This is a genomic window from Dokdonella sp., assembly GCF_017744955.1.
Classification (GTDB): Bacteria; Pseudomonadota; Gammaproteobacteria; order Xanthomonadales; family Rhodanobacteraceae; genus Dokdonella_A.
In genome coordinates, this window is the sequence record NZ_JAGIAG010000001.1 from 801106 (window position 1) to 824711 (window position 23606).

The 23606-nt window shown below is 67.7% G+C and carries 21 protein-coding genes and 2 pseudogenes; 7 read left to right on the forward strand and 16 right to left on the reverse strand.

Going from position 1 to position 23606, the window contains the following annotated elements:
* Positions 1 to 45: 45 nt before the first annotated feature.
* The 4 genes and pseudogenes from J7520_RS19905 to rpsU form a co-directional block, all read right to left on the reverse strand.
* A pseudogene (locus tag J7520_RS19905) lies at positions 46 to 1104 on the reverse strand (toprim domain-containing protein); the annotation flags it as partial.
* 192 nt (positions 1105 to 1296) lie between these two features.
* Positions 1297 to 1950: pseudogene (locus tag J7520_RS19910) on the reverse strand (CHC2 zinc finger domain-containing protein); the annotation flags it as partial.
* Between the two features lie 370 nt (positions 1951 to 2320).
* Positions 2321 to 2767, reverse strand: a complete 447-nt coding sequence (locus J7520_RS03310; protein ID WP_291183907.1) for a GatB/YqeY domain-containing protein — start codon at positions 2765 to 2767, stop codon at positions 2321 to 2323.
* Positions 2768 to 2867: 100 nt separating this feature from the next.
* Positions 2868 to 3083, reverse strand: a complete 216-nt coding sequence (gene rpsU / locus J7520_RS03315) for a 30S ribosomal protein S21 (RefSeq protein WP_131996031.1) — start codon at positions 3081 to 3083, stop codon at positions 2868 to 2870.
* Positions 3084 to 3136: 53 nt separating this feature from the next.
* Between rpsU and tsaD the strand changes: the two genes are divergently transcribed.
* A complete protein-coding gene (tsaD, locus tag J7520_RS03320; protein ID WP_291183918.1) occupies positions 3137 to 4183 on the forward strand; it encodes a tRNA (adenosine(37)-N6)-threonylcarbamoyltransferase complex transferase subunit TsaD in 1047 nt (348 codons plus the stop codon).
* Here the strand turns inward: tsaD and J7520_RS03325 are convergent.
* On the reverse strand, positions 4137 to 5087 hold the full coding sequence (locus J7520_RS03325) for an alpha/beta hydrolase (RefSeq protein ID WP_291183921.1): 951 nt from the start codon (positions 5085 to 5087) through the stop codon (positions 4137 to 4139). The two genes, tsaD and J7520_RS03325, sit on opposite strands and share 47 nt — an antisense overlap.
* A 92-nt stretch (positions 5088 to 5179) precedes the next feature.
* Here J7520_RS03325 and folB point away from each other — a divergent pair, with 92 nt between their 5' ends.
* Both folB and folK read left to right on the forward strand, forming a co-directional pair.
* Entirely contained in the window at positions 5180 to 5533 is a 354-nt protein-coding gene (folB, locus tag J7520_RS03330; RefSeq protein ID WP_291183925.1) for a dihydroneopterin aldolase, read from the forward strand.
* Positions 5530 to 6018 carry a 2-amino-4-hydroxy-6-hydroxymethyldihydropteridine diphosphokinase gene (gene folK / locus J7520_RS03335; RefSeq protein ID WP_291183928.1) on the forward strand — a complete coding sequence of 163 codons (489 nt, stop codon included), beginning with the start codon at positions 5530 to 5532 and terminating at the stop codon, positions 6016 to 6018. Before folB ends, folK begins: the two co-directional genes overlap by 4 nt.
* 28 nt (positions 6019 to 6046) lie before the next feature.
* Here folK and J7520_RS03340 read toward each other — a convergent pair whose 3' ends face one another.
* A complete protein-coding gene (locus J7520_RS03340) occupies positions 6047 to 6280 on the reverse strand; it encodes a hypothetical protein (RefSeq protein ID WP_291183931.1) in 234 nt (77 codons plus the stop codon).
* Between J7520_RS03340 and J7520_RS03345 the strand changes: the two genes are divergently transcribed.
* A complete protein-coding gene (locus J7520_RS03345) occupies positions 6251 to 6652 on the forward strand; it encodes a hypothetical protein (RefSeq protein ID WP_291183935.1) in 402 nt (133 codons plus the stop codon). The two genes, J7520_RS03340 and J7520_RS03345, sit on opposite strands and share 30 nt — an antisense overlap.
* A gap of 104 nt (positions 6653 to 6756) precedes the next feature.
* Here the strand turns inward: J7520_RS03345 and J7520_RS03350 are convergent, their stop codons facing one another.
* Positions 6757 to 7497, reverse strand: a complete 741-nt coding sequence (locus tag J7520_RS03350; RefSeq protein WP_291183938.1) for a pteridine reductase — start codon at positions 7495 to 7497, stop codon at positions 6757 to 6759.
* 47 nt (positions 7498 to 7544) lie between these two features.
* Between J7520_RS03350 and J7520_RS03355 the strand changes: the two genes are divergently transcribed.
* Positions 7545 to 8759, forward strand: a complete 1215-nt coding sequence (locus J7520_RS03355; RefSeq protein ID WP_291183941.1) for an SAM-dependent methyltransferase — start codon at positions 7545 to 7547, stop codon at positions 8757 to 8759.
* A 146-nt stretch (positions 8760 to 8905) separates the two neighbouring features.
* Here the strand turns inward: J7520_RS03355 and J7520_RS03360 are convergent, their stop codons facing one another.
* The 4 genes from J7520_RS03360 to J7520_RS03375 form a co-directional block, all read right to left on the reverse strand.
* Positions 8906 to 10144, reverse strand: a complete 1239-nt coding sequence (locus J7520_RS03360) for a multifunctional CCA addition/repair protein (protein ID WP_291183944.1) — start codon at positions 10142 to 10144, stop codon at positions 8906 to 8908.
* A gap of 85 nt (positions 10145 to 10229) precedes the next feature.
* Positions 10230 to 11159, reverse strand: coding sequence for a complex I NDUFA9 subunit family protein (locus tag J7520_RS03365; protein ID WP_291183946.1), 930 nt, complete (start codon positions 11157 to 11159; stop codon positions 10230 to 10232).
* Positions 11160 to 11204: 45 nt separating this feature from the next.
* Positions 11205 to 13346 (reverse strand): PQQ-binding-like beta-propeller repeat protein, encoded by a 2142-nt coding sequence (locus tag J7520_RS03370; RefSeq protein WP_291183948.1) that lies wholly within the window; start codon positions 13344 to 13346, stop codon positions 11205 to 11207.
* 122 nt (positions 13347 to 13468) lie between these two features.
* A complete protein-coding gene (locus tag J7520_RS03375) occupies positions 13469 to 15514 on the reverse strand; it encodes a transglycosylase SLT domain-containing protein (RefSeq protein WP_291183951.1) in 2046 nt (681 codons plus the stop codon).
* A 194-nt stretch (positions 15515 to 15708) separates the two neighbouring features.
* Between J7520_RS03375 and J7520_RS03380 the strand changes: the two genes are divergently transcribed.
* A complete protein-coding gene (locus J7520_RS03380; protein WP_291183954.1) occupies positions 15709 to 18594 on the forward strand; it encodes a TonB-dependent receptor in 2886 nt (961 codons plus the stop codon).
* A 163-nt stretch (positions 18595 to 18757) separates the two neighbouring features.
* Here the strand turns inward: J7520_RS03380 and J7520_RS03385 are convergent, their stop codons facing one another.
* The 5 genes from J7520_RS03385 to J7520_RS03405 all read right to left on the reverse strand — a co-directional run bounded on the left by J7520_RS03385 (position 18758) and on the right by J7520_RS03405 (position 22785).
* Complete coding sequence (locus tag J7520_RS03385; RefSeq protein ID WP_291183956.1) at positions 18758 to 19567, reverse strand: endonuclease/exonuclease/phosphatase family protein; 810 nt, start codon at positions 19565 to 19567, stop codon at positions 18758 to 18760.
* Between the two features lie 68 nt (positions 19568 to 19635).
* Complete coding sequence (locus tag J7520_RS03390; protein ID WP_291183959.1) at positions 19636 to 20316, reverse strand: thiol:disulfide interchange protein DsbA/DsbL; 681 nt, start codon at positions 20314 to 20316, stop codon at positions 19636 to 19638.
* A 187-nt stretch (positions 20317 to 20503) separates the two neighbouring features.
* Positions 20504 to 21148: a thiol:disulfide interchange protein DsbA/DsbL gene (locus tag J7520_RS03395; RefSeq protein WP_291183962.1), complete on the reverse strand. Its 645-nt coding sequence runs from the start codon at positions 21146 to 21148 to the stop codon at positions 20504 to 20506.
* Positions 21149 to 21188: 40 nt separating this feature from the next.
* Entirely contained in the window at positions 21189 to 21887 is a 699-nt protein-coding gene (locus J7520_RS03400) for a thiol:disulfide interchange protein DsbA/DsbL (RefSeq protein ID WP_291183966.1), read from the reverse strand.
* A 217-nt stretch (positions 21888 to 22104) separates the two neighbouring features.
* Positions 22105 to 22785: a c-type cytochrome gene (locus J7520_RS03405; protein WP_291183969.1), complete on the reverse strand. Its 681-nt coding sequence runs from the start codon at positions 22783 to 22785 to the stop codon at positions 22105 to 22107.
* A 125-nt stretch (positions 22786 to 22910) separates the two neighbouring features.
* Here J7520_RS03405 and yihA point away from each other — a divergent pair, with 125 nt between their 5' ends.
* Positions 22911 to 23549: a ribosome biogenesis GTP-binding protein YihA/YsxC gene (yihA, locus tag J7520_RS03410; RefSeq protein ID WP_291183972.1), complete on the forward strand. Its 639-nt coding sequence runs from the start codon at positions 22911 to 22913 to the stop codon at positions 23547 to 23549.
* Positions 23550 to 23606 lie beyond the last annotated feature (57 nt).

Sequence of the window (23606 nt, forward strand, 5' to 3'; positions counted from 1 at the left end):
GTCGACGATCGCTGTGTCCACGAGCGGATGGTCGGAGTGAACCGCTCAGCCGCGCGTGGCCTTGTTCGCGAGCAGCCGGCGCAGCTCTTCCTTCTCCTCGTCGGAGAGTGCTCCCTCCGCCTGCCTGCGCGTGAGGTCGTCGCGGCGCTGGCGCGTGGTCTGCCGTTCGAGCTGCACGATCGCGTCGAGCAGTTCCGCGCGCGCTTCCTCCTCGCCGCCGGGGAATTCGACCACGGCGAGTTTCTGCAGCGCCTTGGCTTCCTCGCGTTCGGCGTAGTGCTCGAGCAGGGCGCCGGTGGTGACGTCCGGTCGCGCGCGGCAGAAGCCGATCAGTTCGATCAGCAGCGGAATGCCGGGCTGGCGCAGCTCGGCGAACGTCCATGGCGGTTCGATCGCGCCGGCCAGCGACGGCCGTTGCACCAGCAAGGTGATCGCCGCGCGGACCAGCGAGCGCTGTTGCGGGCGCGCGGGGCGATTGGCGCTCGGAGGCGCGGTGTCGCCGTTCGAGACGGCCGTCTTCACGCCGCTGATGCGTTCGAGCTCGGCGTACATCAGGTCGCGGAAAGCGCCATCCGGAATCTGCCCGAGCAGCGGCCGCGCGCGTTCCGCCAGGCGCGCCTTGCCGTCGAGGCTGGCGAGGTTGACGTCCTTGCCGAGCTCGCCGAACAGGAATTCGCTGAGCGGCGTCGCCTGCTTCAGGCGCTGCTCGAAACCGGCGAGTCCTTCCTTGCGCACCAGCGAGTCCGGGTCTTCGCCGTCGGGCAGGAACAGGAACAATGCCTGGCGTCCGTCGCGCATGCGCGGCAATACCGATTCGACCGCGCGCCACGCCGCCTGGCGACCCGCGCGGTCGCCGTCGAAGCAGAAATAGACGTCGGCGCACTGGCGGAACAGGATCTCGGCGTGATCGCGCGTGGTCGCGGTGCCGAGCGTCGCCACCGCCTGCGTGACGCCGAACTGATGCAGGCTGATCACGTCCATGTAGCCCTCGACGACGATCAGGCGCGGGATCTTCGCGTGCGCCTCGCGTACCTGCCACAAGCCGAACAGTTCGCGACCCTTGTGGAACAGCGGCGTCTCGGGTGAATTCAGATACTTCGGGCCTTCGCCCTTGCGCGCGTGGTCGCCGGCGCGCCCGTCCTGCGCGCCTTCCGCAGCGGCGTCGTTCCCGCGAACGCGGGCATCGGAGGAAAGGGGCGAATCGGGTTCGCGCGCCCTCGCGGATGAAGACGTCTCCTGGGGGCCTGCGGAAACCGGAGCACTGTCGTCGCCGCCGGATTTCGCTTTCGGCTTGGTCAGGATTCTGCCGCCGAACGCGATCGTGCGGCCGCGCCGATCGAGGATCGGAAACATCACGCGGTCGCGGAAGCGGTCGTATTTTCCGCCGCGCTCGCCGCTGGTCAGCATGCCGGTCTTCTCGAGCAGGGCGATGCGCTGTGCGCTGGTGCCGAGCGCGTTCTTCAGCGCATCCCAGCCGTCGGGCGCGTAGCCGAGCTGGAAGCGCGAGAGGATCGTCGGGTCGAGCCCGCGTTCGGCGAAGTAGGCTCGCGCGGTTTCGTTCGCGTCGAGCTGGCGGCGATAGAACCTGGTCGCCGCGTCGAGCAGGTCGTACAGATCGGTGGCGTCTTCACGCGGCGCCGCGCGGCCGCCTTCGTACGGCACCTTCAGGCCGGCGCGGCTGGCCAGCTCCTCGACCGCGTCGGGAAACTCGAGGCGGTCGTAGTTCATCAGGAAGCCGATCGCACTGCCGTGCGCGCCGCAGCCGAAGCAGTGATAGAACTGCTTGGCCGGACTGACCGTGAACGACGGCGAGCGCTCGTCGTGGAACGGACAACGCGCGGACCAGTCGCGCCCGGCCTTCTTCAGCTGGATGCGTTCCTGGATCACGTCGACGATGTCGACGCGCGCGAGCAGGTCGTCGATGAATTTTTCGGGGATGCGGCCGGCCATGAGCCCAGGATGATGCCATGCGGCGGCCCGTCGGCGGGCTGCCGCAGCGGGCATCAGTCCCTAAAAGTAGTGGTCGCGATCAGAGCCGTCGTAGCGACCGCCGGGCAGGCAGCAGTTCTTGAAATCTGCGCGCCGAACCGCATGGGCAGGGATCGTTGCGACCGAGTTTCTCGATCAGCAGCTTGTCGCCGTGCACGAGGCGCTCGCCGCGTTTGACGCGCGTCTCGGACGGGAAGCCTTTGCGACGCTTACGCGTGATCTCGAAAGCAGGGTTCGGCGATTTCGCTGGCGTTCTTCATGGCGCACCTCCTGTGGGAGGCTCACGTGTCCACGTGAGCGGTGGTGGCGGCCGACGCCGATCGAGTCGGACTCAGCCGCCGAGCTTCTGCTTGATCAGGGCCGAGACCTTGCCCATGTCGGCGCGGCCGGCGACCTGCGGTTTGACCAGGCCGACGACCTTGCCCATGTCCTTCGCGCCGCTCGCACCGGAGTCGGCGATCGCCTTCGCGACGACCGCGTCGATCTCGGCGTCGCCCAGCTGCGCGGGCATGTAGGCCTGGATCACGCCGACTTCGAATTCTTCCTTGGTCGCGAGATCCTCGCGCCCGGCGTCGCGGAACTGCGTGATCGAGTCGCGCCGCTGCTTCAGCATCTTCTCGATCACGGCGAGCACCTGCGCGTCGTCGAGCACGATGCGCTCGTCGACTTCGCGTTGCTTGATCGCCGCGTTGATCAGGCGGATCACGCCGAGGCGGTCCTTGTCGCCGCCCTTCATCGCGGCCTTCATGTCTTCGCTGAGTCGGGCTTTGAGCGACATCGTCGTTTCCTCAACACAAAAAACCGGCAGCGCGCGAGCGCTGCCGGCCGATGAACAGCCTCATCTTGAATGCGGACCTCGCGGACCGCATGGACGGGAATCAGTACAGGCGCTGGCGCTTGGTCACGTCGCGCGAAACGCGGCGCAGGTGACGCTTGACGGCGGCGGCGCGCTTGCGCTTGCGCTCCTGGGTCGGCTTTTCGTAGAACTCGCGCTTGCGCACTTCGGCCAGGACGCCGGCTTTCTCGCAGGTGCGCTTGAAGCGGCGCAGGGCAAACTCGAACGGTTCGTTTTCGCGAACTTTGACGCTTGGCATATCTTCTCCGTTGATCGTCCCGGGCTGTCGGGAGAGCCGTGTATTCTATCGCGATGGATCAAGACTTTGCAAAGGCGGGCCTGTCCGGCCCGGTACTCGGCGTCGAAACCTCCTGCGACGAGACCGGCGTCGCGGTCTACGACGCCGGCCGCGGCCTGCTCGCGCACACGCTGTACAGCCAGATCCGCATGCACGCGGACTACGGCGGGGTGGTGCCGGAGCTGGCGTCGCGCGATCACGTCCGCAAGCTCCTGCCGCTGGTGCGCGAGACCCTGAGCCGGGCCGATCTGAAGGTGGCCGACCTCGGCGGCGTCGCCTACACGGCCGGGCCGGGCCTGGTCGGCGCCCTGCTGGTCGGCGCGACCGCGTCGCGCGCGCTGGCCTGGGCGCTTGGCGTGCCGGCGATCGCCGTGCACCACATGGAAGGCCATCTGCTGGCACCGCTGCTGGAGGCCGACCCGCCGCAGCCGCCGTTCGTGGCGCTGCTGGTCTCGGGCGGGCACTCGATGCTGATCGAGGTCGCCGCGATCGGTCGCTACAGGCTGCTCGGCGACACCTTCGACGACGCCGCCGGCGAGGCGTTCGACAAGACCGCCAAGCTGATGGACCTGCCGTATCCCGGCGGCCCGGCGCTGGCCAAGCTGGCCGAGCAGGGCCGGCCCGGCGCGTTCCGCTTCTCGCGGCCGATGACCGACCGGCCCGGCCTCGACTTCAGCTTCTCCGGCCTGAAGACCCAGGTGCTGCTGGCCTGGCAGGCCAGCGACCGCAGCGAGCAGACCAAGGCCGACGTCGCGCGCGCGTTCGAGGAGGCGATCGTCGAGACGCTGGCGATCAAATGTCGCCGCGCGCTCGCCGCGACCGGCGCGAAATCGCTGGTGGTGGCCGGCGGCGTCGGCGCCAATCGGCGCCTGCGCGCGCAGCTCGCCGAAGCCGGCTCGCGCGAAGGCTTCCGCACCTATTTCCCGCGGCCGGAGTTCTGCACCGACAACGGCGCGATGATCGCGCTGGCCGGCAGCCTGCGCCTCGCCGCCGGGCAGCACGAGGCGCCGGCGATCACGGTGCAGCCGCGCTGGGCCCTGGAGGCCCTGCCGGCGGTGTAGCGTTCGCCGCGCGCGGATGCGCGCGCACGAAGGCGAGCACGTCGTCCAGCACCGGTGCCTGCGCGTGCTGCGACGGCGACAGCGCGAACAGCAGCGTCGAGTGGTCGATCCCGGGATAGAGCTCGAGTTCGACTTCCTCGTGTTGCGCGCGCAACGCTTCGGCGAGCAGGCGGCTGTTGGCCGGGTCGACCTCGTCGTCGTCCTGGCCGTGCAGGAGCAGCATCGGCGGCTCCGCGCCGCGCACGAGATTCAGCGGCATCGCGCGCTCCTGTACCGCCTCGTCGTCGCCGAACACCGCCAGCATGTCGTCGTCGTCGGAATCCTGCGGCAGGAACAGATACACGCCGGCGAGGCCGATGCAGCCGGCGAGATCGCGCGGCTGCAGGCCGACGGCCGCCAGCCATTGCGGATCGGTGGCGAGCAGGGCGGCGATGTGGCCGCCGGCCGAGTGACCCATGACGAAGACGTCGTCCGCCTCGCCGCCGAACTCGCCCGCGTGCGTACGCGCCCACGCGACCGCACGCGCGGCATCGGCCATGAAGCCGTCCGGCGCGACGTCCGGGACCTTGCGATAGTCCGGCACCATCGCGACCAGGCCGTGCGCGGCGAGCGCGTTGCCGACGAAGCGATACCAGCCGCGTTCGCCGTGCGTCCAGTCGCCGCCGTAGAAGAACACGACCACCGGCGCGTGCTCGGCGCGCGCGGGGCGATAGACGTCGAGCGCGAGTTCGCGGTCGGCGTCGAAGACCAGATCGCGTCGCTGCTCGACGCCGCCCGGCGTGTGCTCGGCGTTGAGGCTGGCGAACAGGACGCCTTGGCATGCGGCCAGCGTCGTCGCCGCCAGGAGAACGGCGGCGCGCAGGAAGACCGCCGTTCCGCCTCGTCGCTTCGGGCCCGGGTTCATCGGCGGAGTATGCCTCGCCAATGCGCAAGGCTGTCGCCGTGCCGCGAAAGCGGCGATCATCTGCCCGGATTCCCGATCTCCGATTCCCGCCCATGGACCGCGTTTTCATCGAAGACCTGCGCATCGACACGATCATCGGCATCTACGACTGGGAGCGCACGACGCGGCAGACGATCGCGCTCGACGTCGAGATGGCGTTCGACAACACCAGGCCCGCGGCGACCGATCGCATCGAGGACACGCTGAACTACAAGGCCGTGTCCAAGCGCCTGATCGCCTTCGTCGAGGCCTCGCATTTCGAACTGGTCGAGACCTTGGCGGAGCGCTGCGCCGCGATCATCCGCGAAGAGTTCGGCGTGCGCTGGCTGCGTCTGAAGCTGTCCAAGCTCGGCGCGGTGACCGGTTCGCGCGCGGTCGGGGTGATCATCGAGCGCGGCGAGCCGTGACGGCGCGCCATCGCGCCTGGCTCAGCCTCGGTTCGAATCTCGAACCCGACCGCCATCTGCGCGCCGCGCTGGCCGAGCTGCGCGCGCGTTTCGGCGAGCTCTCGGTTTCGCCGGCGTATCGCTTCGCCGCGGTCGGTTTCGAGGGGCCGGACTTCGTCAATCTCGCCGTCGGCCTCGACAGCGATCTGGATCCCTACGCGCTGAACGACTGGCTGCACGCGCTGGAGGACCGCCACGGTCGCCGCCGCGACGTGCCGCGCTACTCCAGCCGCACGCTCGACGTCGACATCGTGCTGTTCGACGACCTCGTTCTCTCGGGGCCCGGCCATCTGGAGATTCCGCGCCCGGAACTCGCCGAGCCGTTCGTGCTGCAGCCGTTGGCGGACATCGCGCCGGACCTGCGCGAGCCGCGCAGCGGCAAGACGCTGCGCGAACGCTGGGCGGAGTTCGGAGAACAGGCGGCGGGCGTCCGCGTGGACCTGTAACCTGAATGCTGAAATAGTGTGATAGATTTCACGAATATTGCGCCGGAACAGGGGAGGCGCATCGTGCCTCGGGGGTGCCGTGGTTCGTTGGTTCGAACGCCTGTTTCCCGGCCGATCGTTGCCGGTTTCCTCTCTGTACGGCGCGGAAGGCGCAGATAGCCGTGGCGCGCTCCGCTTCCGCCCACGCCTGATCGGGCAGCTCCTGCAGGATCATCAGGATCTGCGCGCCGCGATGCGCGCGCTGCTCGATGCGTGCCGTCATCCCGACGAAGATCGCCGCATCCACGCCCTGCGCGAGGTCGCGGCGATCTTTCGCCGAAGCGGACTGGCGAAATCCGCGCAGCTCTATCCGTACCTGCGTTGGGGATTCCAGAACGATCGCTTCGCCGCGCGGCAGCTCGAGGCCGTTCACGTCGAGGTGTCGCGTGGAATGCGCGGCGTCGACGCGATGCTCGAGGAATATCTCGCCGGCCCGTGGCTGAGCGGACAGCGTCGCCGTTTCGTCGCCGACGCGGCCAGGGCGGCGCAGCGATTGGCGGGCGCGTTGAAGCGGGAGGAGGCGAGCGTGTTTCCGCTCTATCTGCCGCCGGGGCAATATCGCCACGTGCGCGATGCCGCGGTCGCGGCGGCTTAGTGCCAGGAGCGTTTTGACGCGGATCTTGCCGATGGACGCGGATAGAGCACTCTTCCAGAAACTCTTGATCCGCGTTTTATCCGTGTCGATCCGCGTCAGAGGCCTTAAGGCCCCAGCAAGCTGCGCCCGCCGTCGACGCGGACGATTTCGCCGGTCACGAACTTCGCGTCGCGCAGCAGCCACAGCGCGGTCGTGGCGACGTCTTCGGGCGAGCCGACGCGTTGCAGTGGCGTACGTGCGATCAGCGCCTGCTGCTCGGCCGGCGGCTTGCCGGCTTCCGGCCACAGGATCGCGCCGGGCGCGATGCCGTTGACGCGCACGGCCGGGGCGAGCTCGAGCGCGAGCGCGCGCGTCGCCGTCGCCAGGGCGGCCTTGGCCATGGCGTAGACGCTGTGCTGCGCGAGCGGACGTTCGGCGTAGATGTCGATCAGATTCACGATCGCGCCGCGGCTTGCCGTCAGATGCGGCGCGGCCGCCTGGGCCAGGAACACGGGCGCGCGCGCATTGGCGGCGAACAGTTCGTCCCAGTGCTGCGCCGTGATCGTGCCGAGCGGCGTCGGAAAGAACGTCGAGGCGTTGTTGACCAGGCCGTCCAGACGGCCGAAGCGCTCGACGACCGCGTCGACCAGCGCCGGCAGACGTTCGAGGTCGCCGAGTTCGGCTTGCAGCGCCAGTGTGCTGTCGGCCCGTTCGCGTTCGAGCTCGGCGATCAGGGCGTCGAGTTCCGTGCGCGAACGCCGGCAGTGCAGGGCGAGATCGTAGCCGGCCGCGTGCAGCGTACGCGCGAGCGTGGCGCCGATACGGCGTGCGGCGCCGGTGACGAGGGCGACCGGACGTTGGTTCATCGTTGTGTTCTCCACGTCGGCCGCTATGCTGCGGCTCCGATTCCGTCATGGAGAGTGCCGCAGAAGCGCGCGGCCAGCCAGCCCTGAACGCCCAGCTGCCAGAACCCGACGCCGACGAGCGCGCGCTGTCGGAGCGCCTCGCCGCTGCGATCCGCGCGGAGATCGCCGCCGGCGGGCCGATGCCGTTCTCGCGCTACATGACCTTGTGCTTGTACGCGCCCGGCCTCGGCTACTACAGCGCCGGCCGCACGAAATTCGGCGCGGCCGGCGATTTCGTGACCGCCCCGGAACTCGGCGACCTGTTCGCGCGCAGCATCGCGCGCGCGTTCGCGCCGACGCTGCGCGAACTCGGCGAAGAGGCGGATTTCCTCGAACTCGGCGGCGGCAGCGGCGCATTCGCGCTCGACTGCCTGCGCGAACTCGCCGCGCTGGGCGCAGCGCCGCGGCGCTACCGCATCCTCGAACCGAGCGCGGACCTGCGCGAGCGCCAGCGCACGCGCGCGGCGCAGGAGCTGCCGCGCGAACTCGCCGCGCGCATGGAGTGGATCGAGCGACCGCCCGAACAAGGCTGGCGCGGCGTGCTGTTCGCCAACGAAGTCGTCGACGCGCTGCCGACGACGCGCTTCACGATCGCTTCGGGCGAGGTGTTCGAAGAGTACGTCGCGCTCGACGGCGAGCGCTTCGTACCCGTCGACCGGCCCGCCGACGCGCTGGTCGCCGGCGCGGTGCGCGCCGCCGAACGCGCGCTCGACGCGCCGTTCGCCGACGGCTATCGCTCGGAAATCCTGCCGCAACTGCCGTATTGGCTGCAGGCGATCGCCGCCACGCTGGAAACCGGCGCGATGCTGTTCGTCGACTACGGCTATCCGCGCCGCGAGTACTACCTGCCCGAGCGCAGCGACGGCACGCTGATCTGCCACTACCGCCATCGCGCGCACGCGGACGTCCTGCTCTGGCCGGGCCTTTCGGACATCACCGCCTTCGTCGACTTCACCGCGCTGGCCGAAGCCGGCACCGGCGCCGGCTTCGACTTCGTCGGCTACGCGCCGCAGGGCGCCTTCCTGCTCGCCAGCGGGTTGGTCGAGATCGTCACCGAAGCCGAAGCGGCGTCGGATCTCGAGCGCCTGAACCTGGGCGCCGAAGCCAAGCGGCTGACCTTGCCCGGGATCATGGGCGAGCGGTTCCAGGCGATCGCGTTCGCTCGCGGTGTCGAGAATGTCCTGCCGGGTTTGCGCGCGGTCGATCGCTCGCGGCGGCTGTAGCGCACCAATCGGCTTCGGCAGGGCACTACGCCGCTCACGCTCTCGCGTTTGTGAGAGACGATGGGGGAGCAAGGCATTCCACGAAGGCTTCCACTGCCCGGTGCACATGCACTGAGCTCTCCCGCGAACGCGGGGGCCGCACGCGCTCAGCTCCGGGGCTTCGACGTCTGCTTGATCGCCTCGATCGCGTGCACGCGCGCCTCGCGCATCGCCGCGCCGATCGCGGTGCCGGAAAGGCCCTGGGCGACGAACTGCGCCGCACTGATCGCGGTCGCCGCGGCGTGCGCGGCGCGCAGATAGTCGGCTTGCGGGTAGGCGTCGTCGGCATGGCCGAGACGGCCGCGCTTGTCGGCTTCGCAAGCGAGCAGGAAATTCCGCAGGCGCTCCGGCCGGCGGAATGCGTCGAGTTTCTCCAGCAACTCCAGCACGGTCGAGGCGCGCAGCTCGAACGCACGGTGCGCCTCGAGGTGATGCCGGCAGACCAGCTCGGCCAGCGCGGCGTGTTCGGTCGGCACCTTCAGCCGCGCGCACAGCGCGCGCAGCGGCGCGACACCGTTGTGCTCGTGGCGCACGTGTCGCGGCAGCTCGTGCTGGGGCGTCAGCGCCTTGCCGAGATCGTGCGTCAGCGCGCACCAGCCGATCAGGTCGTCGCCGGGCGCGAGCCGCGCCGCCGCGTCGAGCACCAGTTCGATGTGCGTGCCGGTGTCGATCTCCGGATGGAATTCGGCGCGCTGCGGCACGCCGTACAGCGCATCGACCTCGGGGAACACCACACGCAGCGCGCCGCAATCGCGCAGCGCGCGCACGAACGCCGACGGCATCGGCTCGGCCAGGGCCTTGCGCGTCTCGGTCCAGACGCGCTCGGGCACCAGATGATCGACTTCGCCGCCGTCGACCATCGTGCGCATCAGCGCCAATGTCTCGTCGGCGATGCGGAATCCGAGCGGCGCATAGCGGGCGGCGAAGCGCGCGACGCGCAGCACGCGCACCGGATCCTCGACGAAGGCGGGCGAGACGTGGCGCAGCAGGCGTGCCTGCAGGTCGCGCCGACCGCCGTAGGGGTCGACGATCGCGCCTTGCGCGTCGACGGCCATCGCGTTGATGGCGAGATCGCGGCGCTCGAGATCCTGTTCCAGCGTCACCGAGGCGTCGGTCTGGAACGCGAACCCCCGATAGCCGTGCCCGGTCTTGCGTTCGGTGCGCGCGAGCGCGTACTCCTCGCCGCTGTGCGGATGCAGGAACACCGGGAAATCCTTGCCGACCGGCTTGTAGCCGAGGCGGCGCATCTCCTCCGGCGTCGCGCCGACGACGACGTAGTCGCGATCGGCGACGGGTTTGCCGAGCAGTTGGTCGCGCACCGCGCCGCCGACGAGATAGATCTGCATGCGGTCGATTGTGCCAGAGCACTCGTGCCGGAGCGCTGATGCCGGGAAGGTTATCTCGCAGCGTTCGCACCGGGGCGCCGTCGCCTCAGTCGCGTTGCCGCATCCTGCGTCGCTCGCGCGCTTCGCCGAGCAGGCGCGGCACGACGGCCTCCATCGGCGTCGCGACGATGCCGAGCGACGCCAAGCCGTCGCGGGTGCCGACCGAATCGAGCTTCAGCGAACGGAAGTTGTCGCGCGAGATCGGCTTGCCGGGCAGCCATTCGCCGATGCGCGCCTGCAACGCGCCGAGCGCATCCGGCAACGGCACGACCAGGCGGCGCTTGCCGATCATGTGCGCGGTCCAGCGCACCAGTTCGCCGAGTTCGATCGTGCGCGGACCATACAGTTCGTAAACGTGGCCGCTCGTCGCCGAGTGCGCCAGCGCACGCGCGAACGCCTCGGCGACGTCGCCGACGTAGACCGGCGCGAACTTCGCGTGCGCGCGCGCCAGCGGGAGCATCGGCGCGATGCGCAGCAGGCCGGCGAAGCGGAAGAACAGGCCGTCGCCGTCGCCGAAGATCACCGACGGGCGGAAGATCGTCCAGGCGAGTCCGGAAGCCTGCGCGCGCGCTTCGGCCTCGCCGCGGCTCTTGAGATAGAAGCTCTCGCCTTCGCCCGCGCGCAGTGAACTCATCTGCAGCAGGCGCGGCACCTTCGTCTCGACACAGGCGGCGATCAGCGACTGCGTCAGCTCGACGTACACCTTGTGGAAGCCGCGGCCGTCGTCGCGCGGTTCGTTGAGGATGCCGACCAGATTGATCGCGACGTCGGCGCCGGCGAGCCACCGCACCAGCGTCGCGCGATCGTGCACGTCGGCGTTGACGACGCGCACGCGCGGCAGGGTTCCGAGTTCGCGATGCTGCTCGCGATTGCGCGACAGCACGGTGATCGTGTGGCCGGCCCGCTGCAGGCGCGGCACCAGGTGGCGGCCGACGAAGCCGGTGCCGCCGAGGATGACGATCTGCGATGGCTTCATGGCCAGCTCCCGCTGGAACTCCAGGAGGGAGTCAATCTACGCTTTCTACCGAGCGGGATCGAATCCGTTGACGAAAATAGCCTCTGTCAGGCGGATGATGTGGCGAAACACGCCGGCGCGGCTGCCGGCGCCTATCAGCCAAGTTCCGCCGCCGAGCTCCGTTGCGGCCAATTGGTTTTCGGCGGCGAGTTCTTCGCCGAGATAGTCCGTTGAAAAGAGGATCTGGCCGTCCGTACCGTCGACGAGGTGCAATCGACCACCCGCGGCGACCAGTAACTGATGCACATCGCCTGTGAGTTTGTGTATGGCGGTGATCGGACTGCCTAGGTTGAACTGCCTAAGCATGTTACGTGTACCGGCATCGTAGAAGCTTAGCCGGGAGCCGGAGAAGACCGCGAACTCACGTCCGTCATTCCCTGCTTCCAACAGGATTGCGCCGTCGGCGCTCACGGGCAGCGTCCACGCAAGCAGATGTGTCTGTGCATCGAAGGCACGGATTGAAGATGGCAGGAGCGCGACGAGGAGTTGTCGTGGACTGTCGTCGAAGCGGCCTATCATGACGCCGTTGCATCTGAAAGCGGGATCGTCCATGGCAATTGAACGCCACAGCATGCTGCCGTCAGCGCTTGAGAAGACGAACAGGCGAGTGCCGACCACCTCTCCGCCTACGGTGAAAGCGCAGGTAACTATTTCGTCATTGCCGTCGGCATCAAGGTCGACGGCTGTCGTGCCTACGGCGGTATACCTCCGTCCTGTGCCTTCTGATTGGGTTTCTGCTCGCCAATCTATGTTGTGGTTGTTCCCATCGATACCCAGAATCGCTCCGCCGGTGCTGGCGATGATGATCTTGTTCGGACCTTCGGCCCGATGGGCGACGAGAACGGTTCGCGGTTGTATGTACCATGGGTCTTCGGCGTCGATCGGCGGGAGTGGAGACTGCCATTCGGCCCTACTCGTCAAGGCATCTACCTGGGTAACGACGCCCTGAATGTATGAGTGGCCTTGCGACGCATACAGAAATTCGTACCTGCCATCGCGGTCCGTGTCATCGAGGTCGACCGCGGTATACGGTCCGGGGCGACTTGCATCGAACTCCCAGAGCGTCGACCCGGTAGAAGCATCTACGATACTGAGCCAGTTCTGATCGGCAGAGTGGATATCTTTTCTGCCGAAAACGATCGCAGAGCTTCCGTTGCGTGCAATGTCGAGTGCTGTGATCGCCGAAACACCGTAGGCGTCGTTCGGGATGGTGAGACGCACTTGATGCGTGCTTGGATCATAGATCCGGACGCCGTCCCATTGGCCGTCGCCCTGGATAATCTCATCGAGGCCGTCCCGATCGAGGTCGGCTGTCGCCAGCGCACTGGTATTGGTGGTTTCGGCGTCCCACACGGGCGAGAAGGGAGAGCTTTGAAAGATCGTGAAGCGATCCCAGATACGTGCGGCCACGAATTGCCCGCTGCTGCCTTGCTGAAAATGACCGGCGGCGAGGAATGTCCCAAAGCCGTCTTTGTATGACCAGTCGATCGATCGTGTTGCGCCATCCAAGACGTAGCCAGGCGTGGCGGCGACCACGATCTCGAGCGCCGGATCGGCATCCAATTGTGCCAGCAGAACGTCCGCACCTCCGTTCGGCACCGACCAACGTAGCGAACCTTTGGTGAGATCGTAGGCATTGACGAAGTTTCCTGACCAGGGACCGCTAGTCACGATCAGCTCGTTACTACCGTCTGCGTCGATATCGCCGATGGCAGCTCCCGCTGAAGGGCTTAGCCCGAGGTCGAAGTCCAAGTCGATCACGCGCACCTCAGCCAACGGCCATCCGGCGAATTCGCGCAGGATGCCATTCGTCGCGAGAGCGAACAGATGCGGGACGCCGTCGACAACGTGCACCATGATTCGGATGAGCGCTTCGCCTTCGAGGAGGACGATCTGCTTGAGCTCCGGCCGTGTGGACCTTCTACCGATGATTTCGATCAGGGGAGTTCCGCTTGTAGCGGTGATCGCCACATCCTCAACACCGTCGCCGTCGAAGTCGGCGACGACGAAGCCAGCCGCGCCTACGTTTTCGAAGCCGGGCACGATGCGATCAACCTCTTGAATCTGCGGCACCTCCCCATGTGCCGGCGCGCCAGCCGCCGCCGCTAGTGCAGAACTCAATCCCAAAACCAAACGTAGTACGCGCATGCAATTTCCCCCACCCAATAGCCTGCGAATCTTGCGATGGAACTCTCTCGCACTCAATCAAGCAACGCCACTTCCGTTGTTTCCAACTCGTATCCGAGGGGCGAAATCGCTTCTTGGCGGAATCAACGTGGTGAAAAGGCCGCTGTTCCCCGATCGTCGCTCGCAGTCGCGGCAGGCACGCACACCACCGCCTTGCGCGGCGTCTCGTCGTCCGGCGCACGGTACGCCTGGCCGATCTTCGGCAGGCGCGAGGACAGCGGCAGCGCCTTGCCGTTCATGCGCCAGTCGTAGATCACGCTGAAGGCGAGCACGCGCGAGACGTACTCGCGCGTCTCCTTGTACGGGATCGTCTCGATGAAGAAGTCCGGATCGAGCGCGGAGCGCGCGTCGAGCCAGCGTCCGACCGGCGAGGCGCCGGCGTTGTAGGCGGCGCTGGCGAGCCAGGGGCTGCCGTCGTACTTGTCGGCCATGCGGCCGAGGAAACGCGTGCCGAGCTGCACGTTGAGTTCCGGGTCGAACAGGTCCTGTGCCTTCGAGTACGACAGGCCCTCGGCCTTCGCCATCTGCTTGGCGACGCCGGGCAGGAGCTGCATCAGGCCGTAGGCGTCGGCGTGCGAGCGCGCGTCGGTCATCCAGGCGCTCTCGGCGCGGATGATCGCGTAGGCCCAGGCCGGATCGATGCCGGCCTTGCGCGCCTCCCGCCGCACGTGCTTCTCCATGCCGAGCGGAAAGCGCTGCTCGTAGAGCTTCTGCGTGTCCGGATCGGCGGAGAACGCGAACACGGCGCGGTCGTACCAGCCGCGGCGATAGGCGAGGTCGGCGGCGAGGCGGCGCTGGCTCGCATCGAGCTTGCCCATCGCGAAATCCCACTCGCGCCGCGCCTCGCGCAGCATGTCCAGTTCGCGGAATTCGTAGGCGCGCTCGAGGTCGGCCTGCTTGGCCAGCGTCACTTCGGCGGCGTCGCTGCCGGCCAGCTTGCTCGGGCAGATCGCGTACGGCTGGCCGCTCCAGTCGGCGGCGAGGAAGCCGTAGAAGTTCGCTTCGCGCGCGAGGTCGGCGTAGATCGGCGCGGCTTCGGTCTTACGCCCGAGCTTGTCGAGCAGGCGCGCGCGCAGGTAGCGCCAGCGTGGGTCGGTCTTCTGCGTTTCGGACAGGCCGTCGAGCGCGCTCAGCGTTTCCTGGTAGTCGCCGCCGGTCAGCGCGATGCGCACCTGCCACTCGCGCGTCGCTTCGTCCTCGGCTTCCTCCGGCAGCGCCTTCAGTCGCGCCAGCGCATCGGGCGAGTAGCTGGTCGCGCGGTACAGCGCGATCGCGTGCAGGATGCGGTTCTTCTGCGCGGCGTCCCATTGGAAACGTGTCTGCAGATCGGCCCAGGCGGTTTCGGCCGCCGAGCTGTTGCTGCGCGCAAGGCGCGCGAAGGCGTAGGAAACCGCATCGCGCGTGTGCGTCGTGTCGGCCCAGACCTTGGCCTTCGCCAAGGTGCCGGAAGGATCGCGCAGCGCGGTGACGATGCGGTCGGCATCGGTGCGCTCGGCTCCCGCGAGCAGCGGCGCTATTTCAGCCGCCGCTTCGGCATTGCCGGCCGCGGCGGCGCGGTCGAGTCGCTCGCGGATGCGCTGGTCGTCGAATGCGCCGCTGCTGTGCGCGGCGGCGAGCACCGGATCGCAGGCGGACGGCAGCGCGCGCGCGCCTTGCCACAGCGCATCCAGATCGCGGGTGAAGTCGAGCTTGTCGCCGGCGGCGAGGCGCGCCTGCAAGGCGTTGCACTGCAGATCACGATCGGCGCTGCTCTGCCACAGGGCGCGGAACGCCGCCCAGTCGCCGCGGCGCGCGAGTTCGCGCAGGTAGGCTTCGCGCAGGTCGCGCGCCGCAAGGGTGTCGGGCCAGCGTTTCAGGAAAGCCTCGACCTCGGCGCGATCGAGCTTGGCCACGCGCGGCCTGAGCGCGGTCAGTTCGATATATGGCGTCAGCGGGTAGCGCGCTTCCTCCAGCTCGGCGGCGTAGCGCTTCCACGCCGTTTCCTGCGGCTTGGCGGCGAGCGCGAGCGCGGTGCGGAATTGCGCGCGTTGCTGCGCGCGATCGGCCGCGTGCAGCGGCAGGGCGACGAGCGCGGTGAAGATCAGGGCGAACGGATGCAGCAGAAATCGTCGAATCGCACGTACGGGCATTACGCGGACAACCGGCGGCAAGTGCAGCACCAGTGTAGCGTGCGGCGGCAAATGGTGCTTTGCGGAAAAAACGGACGTGTTTGGCGTTCGCCATGCGCGTCTATGGCAATGCCGTTTGAGTTGTTTTACATTTTCTTTACGTCGGCCGGGGGAGGGCGGCGCAGCTGGGGCATTCTTTCGTACGGGAGATAACGATGAAGCCACACCGCTTTAAGCCGCTCGCGGGTCTGACCGGGCTGGCCTTGTTGGGAATCTGCATGGCGCCGGTCGCGGCGCAGGAAAGAGGCGGTGACGATACGCAGGTATTGCAGGCGATCGAAGTCACCGGTTCGCGCATCAAGAAGGCCGAAGTCGAGAGCCAGACGCCGATCCTCACCATCACGTCCAAGGACATCGAGGCGACCGGTCTCGGCTCGATCGGCGACGTGATCCAGCGTCTCTCCGTCAGCGGTTCCTCGTTGAACACCAAGTTCAACTCGGCCGGCAACTTCGGCTTTCCGCCGGACGGCGGCGGCGTCGGTTCCGGCTCGACGACGATCTCCCTGCGCAACCTCGGCGCCAAGCGCACCCTGGTCCTGGTCGACGGCCTGCGCTGGATCAACGAATCCTCCGCCTCGGGCGTCTCGGCCGCGGTCGACCTCAACACGATTCCCGCCAGCGTCGTCGATCGCATCGAGATCCTGAAGGACGGCGCCTCCTCGCTGTACGGCTCCGACGCGATCGCGGGCGTCATCAACATCATCACCAAGAAGAAGGACAAGGGCCTCGGCCTGCACCTCTACGGCGGCGACTATTCGACCGGCGACGGCAAGACCTGGTCGGGCAATGTCTCCTTCGGCGCCAGCACCGACAAATTCGACTTCTTCGCGGACGTCAGCCACTACAAGCAGAATCGGATCAACTCGTCGGATTGGACCCAGTCGAAATATGCGATTCCGGGAGTGGGCAGCGCCCCGAATCGGGGCTGGAGTTCGTATACGCCGTTCGGGCGCATCGATTTCAGCGTGCCGGGCGGCGGCGATTTCGGCGGCCTGTGTCCCGACGGCGTTTGCGACATCACGGCGAATGGCGTGGCCGGCCCCGGTGGATTGCAGCGCTTTCCCGACGGATACCATGGGTTCTCGACCGCGGACCGCTTCAACTACGCGCAGTACAACCTGCTGCTGACGCCGCAGAAGCGCACCGGATTTTTCGCGCAGGGCACCTACCACATCACCGATCACGTGAACTTCTACGTGAAGGGCTTGTACAACGAGCGCGATTCGACCAACCAGGCCGCACCGGAGCCGATCGGCCTGGGCCAGGGTTTCTGCGCGGCGTTGGACCTGTGCTATCGCGTCGGCGTCGACGTGAGCAATCCGTACAACCCGTTCGGCTTCAGCCTGAGCGCGGACGATCCGAACTTCGGCATCGGTCGCCGACCGATCGAAGGCGGCCCGCGCGTCTACAAGCAGACCGTCGACACCAACTACTACGCGGCCGGCTTGAACGGCGACTTCTCCGTCGGCGAACGCCAGTTCTTCTGGGACGTGAACTACGTCAACAGCACGAACAAGGCGAAGCAGACCGTCACCGGTACCTACAACATCCGGCACATCATGAATGCGCTCGGCCCGGTCGACCTGTGCACGGCGCCGTGCGTACCGATGAACATCTTCGGCGGGCCCGGCACGCTCACGCGCGAGATGCTCGACTACATCCTGTTCACGGAGCGCGACCGCAGCCGACAGGAGCTGGAAGTCTGGACCGCCAACGTCTCCGGCAGTCTGTTCCAGCTGCCGGCCGGTTCGCTCGACGTCGCCGCCGGCTACGAGCATCGCAAGCTGGACGGCTCCTACTCCCCGGATCCGATCGTGGTCGCGGGCGACTCGAACGGCGTTCCGTCGCGGCCCACCAAGGGCGGTTATTCGGTGAACGAGTACTACCTCGAGCTGAACGTCCCGCTGCTGGCGGATATGTCGTTCGCCAAGCACCTGGACCTCAGCGTGGCGTCGCGGTACTCGGATTACTCGAACTTCGGCAACACGACCAACAACAAGTTCGGCCTGCGCTGGCAGCTGGTGGACGACCTCACTCTGCGCGGCACGTACGCCGAAGGCTTCCGCGCGCCGTCGATCGGTGAGTTGTACGGCACGTTCTCGCGCTTCGACGCGCAGCTGGTCGATCCTTGCAGCGGCAACGTCACGCCGAACTGCACCGCGCTCGGCGTGCCGCCCGGCTACGAGCAGGCCAATCCGCAGATTTCCGTCATCACGGGCGGCAACCGGAATCTGAAGCCCGAGGAATCCAAGAGCACGACGCTCGGTGCGATCTACAGTCCCGGCTGGGCCGAGAACACGGCCTGGTCGCAGCGCCTCGACTTCGAGTTCACCTACTACAAGATCAAGGTCGACAACGCGATCCAGGCACCGAATGCGCAGACGCAGCTGAATCGCTGCGTGGGCACGACCGACCCGTTGTTCTGCAACGGCATCACCCGTGCGCAGAACGGCGCGATCAACGGCTTCAACAACACATTGCGCAATCTCGGCCGCATCGACACCAGCGGCTTCGACCTCGGCCTCAACTGGCTGAGCCCGGAAACGACCATCGGCCATTTCGGCGCGAACTGGCAGATCACGTACACGAAGGAGTACAAGTCCGTCGCCAACGATACCGGCGCCGCGGAGCCGACACGCGTCGGCGTCGAAGTGGCCGACAGCGGCATTCCACGCATCAAGTCGACACTGACCACGAGCTGGGGCATTGCTGCTTGGAACGTGAGCTGGACTTTGCGCTATCTGTCGAAGCTGACCGAGGATTGCGGCAACGCGACCTCGTTCCCGATCTGCACCGATCCGGAGAACGTGTTCGGTGGCCGCTCCAACGGCACGCACACGCTCGGCGCGACGACCTATCACGACGCGCGCGTGAGCTGGAAGGTGCCGGTCAGATACGACTTCAGCGTCTCGGCCGGCATCAACAACATCTTCGGCAAGGACGCGCCGGTATGCCTGTCCTGCTCGTTGAACGGCTACGACGCGTCGAGCTACGACCTGCCGGGCCGCTTCAGCTACGTCGAGGCCAGCGTCAAGTTCTGACCGAGCGGTTCAAGGGAGGGAGAAGGGCCGCCTCGCGCGGCCCTTTTCTTTTTGCGGTCGTCGGTGATCGCTGTGGTCCGTCGGCTCACGAAGCCGTGTGAGAACGCAGCCGTGCTCATCCGTGCCGCACTTCTCAACAACGCGCCATGCGATGGCCGGTTGCTCAGTCGTTCCGCGGCGAACGCAGCAGCGATTTCGGCAGTCGCAGGCTGGCTGCGATCGGCAGGTGGTCCGATACCGGATACGGCAGCGCCCACAGGCGTTCCACTTCGAGCGCGCGCGAGACGAGGATGTGGTCGAGCGCGCGGCGCGGGCGCCAGCTCGGGAAGGTCGGCGGTGCCTGCGCGGGGCGCACGAGCGAGGTGCGTGCGTACAGCATCTCCAGTTCGCTGCTGTCGGCGGGCGTGTTGAGATCGCCCATCAGCACCGCGTTCGCATGCGGTCCGATCAGCTCGGCGATGAAGGCGAGCTGGCGCGCGCGCGCCTGCTGCCCGAGCGAGAGATGCGCGACGACCACGATCAGCGCGTCGTCGCCGTGGCCGAAGCGCGCCCACAGCGCGCCGCGACCCGGAATGCGGCCGGGCAGCGGGTAGTCGAGCACTTCGTCCGGCTGGCGGCGCGCGAGCAGGCCGTTGCTCGACGTCGCCAGGCGCGAGACGCGGCGATTGGGCTGATGGCTCCAGTACGGGAAGCCGGCCGCTTCGGCGAGGTACTGCGTCTGGTTGAGGAAGCCCGAGCGCAGGCTGCCGGCGTCGGCCTCCTGCAGGCCGACCAGATCGAACTCGCCGATCACGCGCGCCAGTCCGTCGAGGTTGGCGCGCTTGCCGGTCGGCAGCACGTGCTTCCAGCTGTGCGTGACGTAGTCGCGATAGCGCTTGACGCTGCCGCCGGCGAGGATGTTGCAACTGAGCAGGCGCAGCCGCGGCGCGTCGTCGACGCCGGGCGCGGCGACGGCTGGCGCGGCTGAGGTCATGGCAGGAGGCTAGTCAGCGCCGGCGACGCCCGCAAGCGTCGCCGGTCACGAATCGCGCTCGGCGCGCGTCACTTCTTCTTCGCCGCCTTGGCCGGCTTCGCCGCGGCGCCGTGTTCCTTCTCGGCCAGGTAGTCCACCAGCTCGATCAGTTTCGGATAGCCGCCGGCCGCCTGCGCGGTGACGCGATACTTGCCGGCGACGATGATGGTCGGCGTGCCGTCGACGCCGAAATTCTTCACCAGCTCGCGTGCGCGCGTGAGCTTGCTCTCGACTTCGAACGAGCCCGCCGTGGCGAGGAACTTCGCCTTGTCGACGCCGTGCTCGGCGTAGAAGCCGGCGAGATCCTCGATCGTGCGCAGCGGCACGTGGTCGCGATGCAGCGCGTCGAACAGCGCCTGGTGCGTCTTCTCGAGTACGCCGAGCGACTGCGCCGTGTAGTAGGCGCGCGCGAACGGCTCCCACTGCGCGTTGAAGATCGCCGGCATGTAGCTGAAGCTGGCGTACGCCGGCAGCGAGGCTTTCAGCTGTTCCGCATAGGGCTGGAAGTTCGCGCAGTGCGAGCAGGCGTAGGAGAACACTTCCAGCACTTCGACCTTGTCGCCGCTGGCGGTCGGCTGCGGCGGGTCGATCGGGAAGTAGTTCTTGCCTGCTTCCCATTCGGCGGCTGCCGGCTTGGCGGCGGTTTGCGCGCCGGCGCCGGTCGCGAAGAGCAGCGTTCCGGCGAGCAGCAGGCCCAAGTGCTTCAGCATGATCGTGTCCTTGAGGTGGGTTGAGGATGCGCAGACTACGCCAGACCACGGCGGGGCGCGATCGTTCCTGCGCGTACGCTGTCGCCGCTCGATGCGGCGGGCGGCCTCACGGAGGATCGGCTGGGCTGCCGATCGCGAGCGCCGCGGCGTCGAGGAATACGACAGCGGCCGTGCCGGCCGCTGTCGCTCACTTCTTGGCTTTCTTCGCTTCCTGCGCGACCAGGTACTGCGCGATCTCGACCATCTGGTCGAAGCCGACCTCCGCTTCGCTGTTGATCGCCACGCGGTACTTGCCGTTGATGATCAGCGTCGGCGTCGAGTCCACGCCGTAGGCCGCTTCGCGGCTGCGGATCTGCTCGAGCTGTCCTTCGACGATGAACGACTGCGCGGTCGACAGGAAGTTCTGCTTGTCGGCGCCGTGCTCGGCGTAGAAGTCGGCGAGCTGCTCGATCGTGCGAATCGGAAGGTGGTCGCGATAGAGCGCGTCGAACAGCGCCTGGTGCGTCTTGTCGAGCAGGCCCATCGACTTGGCGGTGTAGAAGCCGCGCGCGAAGACCAGCCAGATCGGCTGGAAGTCGGCCGGCATCAGGGTGAATTCGGCGTTCTTCGGCAGGCTCGCCTTGAGCTTTTCCGCATAGGGCTGGAAATGCGCGCAATGCGGGCAGGCGTAGGAGAACACTTCGAGCACTTCGACCTTGTCGCCGGTGCCGGTCGGCGCTGGCGGGTCGATAACGGCGTAATGCTTGCCCGCCTCCCATTTCGGCGCATCGGCCGCGCTGGCGACGGCGGCGAACAGGAGACCTGCGGCGAGGATCAGCGAACGCGCGAACATGGCGATGACTCCGTTGCGGATGGGACGACCGGCCGGGCGATCACGGCTTGCCGGCGCTTTCCTTCTCGATCAGGAACTTGACCAGCGGCGCGACCTTGTCGACCGCGCCGGCGGAGGCGGCGGTCAGGCGGTACTTGCCGGCGACGACGATGGTCGGCGTCGAATCGACGCCGTACGCCTTGATCATCGAATCGGCGCGTTTCATCTTCGTGTTGACCGCGAAGGAGTTCGCCACGCCGACGAAGTCCTCGGCCTTGATGCCGGCCGTCGTCGCGTAGAAGGCGCCGACGTCCTCGATCTTCGGCATCTGCTTCACCGGACGGCGGGTCTTCGGATCGCTGATGCGCAAGCTGCCCTCGTCCTTCCAGATCGCATCGAAGGTCGCTTCGTGCGTCTTGTCGAGGATGCCGAGCGCCTGCGCCGCGTAGAACGCGCGCTGGAACACCGGCCAGTCCTCGTCCGGACGGAACGCGGCCGGCAGATAGACCATTTCCACATTGGCCGGCAGGCCGGCCTTCAGCTTCGCCATCGTCGGCTGGAACATGTTGCAGGCCGGGCAGGCGTAGGAGAACACCTCGACCACTTCGACCTTGTCGCCGGTGTTGGTCGCCTGCGGCGGCTCGATCACGAAGTAGTGCTTGCCGGCCTCGAAGCTCTCTTCGGCGGCGTGGCCGAGAGCGGCGAAGGCGAGGCCGAACAGCAGGACGGACATTCTCTTGAGCGTCGGGCGCTTGAACATGGAGCTCTCCGGAATCGATGGGCGACCCACGATCGCCGCGATGGCCGCGGCGCAGTGTCGAATGGCTTCGCGATCGTCCGTGATCGCTGCGGTCGGCCGAGGCGGCTGCTCGCAGAGCGGCAACCGCTCCGGATCGTCATCCGCGTCCGTCCCTGGCCGCGCTTTCAATACGGGGGCGCGGCTGAACTTCGCCGCAACCGCTGCGGCGCGTCGTGGACTACTTCGCGGTGGTCGCAGTTCCCGCCGCGGCCGCCGAATGCAGGCCTTCGACGTACGAGGCGACCGCGTTGATGTCCGCTTCGGTCAGCGCACCGGCGATGGCCGGCATGATCTTCGCGTTGACGTCGTCGCCCCAGCTGGCGCCGCCCTTCCAGTCCTTCAGCTTGGTGGTGACGTAATCGGCCCACTGGCCGCCGAGCTGCGGATAGCCGGTGCCCGCCATGCCGCGGCCGTCCGGTCCGTGGCAGGCCATGCAGGCCGGCACGCCGAGCTTGGCGTCGCCGCCGCGGTACAGCGCCTGGCCGCGCCCGACCAGCTGCTCGTCGGCGACGCCGGGCAGGGCGGACTTGGTGGCGAAGAACGCGCCGATGTCGTGCATGTCCTGCGTCGACAGCGGGGTCGCGAAGCCGAGCATGATCGGGTTCTGCCGCTTCTGCGACTTGAACGCCTCGAGCTGGCGGGCGATGTAGGCCTCGTTCTGGCCGGCCAGCTTCGGATACTGCTTGTCGGTCGGATTGCCGTCCGCGCCGTGGCAGGCGGCGCACACCGCGGCCTTGCCTTCGCCGGCCTTGGCGTCGCCGAACACCGGAGCCGCCGACTCGGAGGCCACGGCCGCGCCGGCCGTCAGCAGCGTCGCCAGCGCAAGCGCGTGTCGAACATGGGCGCGCGGAAAGCTCATACACTCGACTCCAGAAAAAGGGGGATGACGCGGAACCCCCGTCGCGCAGCCGCTCGCGGCGCGCCGACGGAAACCGCGGAATTATCTCCGTGACTCCGGAGGCGGTCAAACCGCCATGAGTGCCCATGCCCACCCATCCGTTCCGCCAGACCCATTTCCTGACCAGCGCCAACCGCATCGAACAGCTGCCGGCCGACCTCGGCGCCGAGGTCGCTTTCGCCGGCCGCTCCAACGCCGGCAAGTCCAGCGCGCTGAACGCGATCTGCGACCAGCAGGGCCTCGCGCGCACCTCGAAGACGCCCGGACGCACGCAGCTGCTGAACGTGTTCGCGATCGGCGACGGCGCGCAGCGGCTGATCGACCTGCCCGGCTACGGCTACGCCAAGGTGCCCGAGGCGATGCGCCTGCACTGGCGCGGCGTGATCGACAAGTACCTGCGCGAACGCGCCTCGCTGCAGGGCCTGGTGCTGGTGATGGACTCGCGCCACCCGCTGAAGGAGTTCGATCGCGACATGCTCGCCTTCGGCGCCGCCAGCGGCCGGCGCTGCCACTGCCTCTTGACCAAGTCGGACAAATTGTCGCGCAGCGAGGGCGCGCGCACGCTCGCTGCCGTGCGCAAGGTGCTGGCGGCGGAGTTTCCGCAGGCGAGCGCGCAGTTGTTCTCGTCGCTGGCGAAGAGCGGGCTCGACGAGGCGCGCGGCACGGTCGCCGGCTGGCTCGGGCTGGGCGCCGAAGCGGCACTGGGAACCGGCCGAAACGCCTGACCGCATGAACGGCCGCCGGCGCGTCGCCCGGCGGTCACGGTCGGAGCACCACTCGGC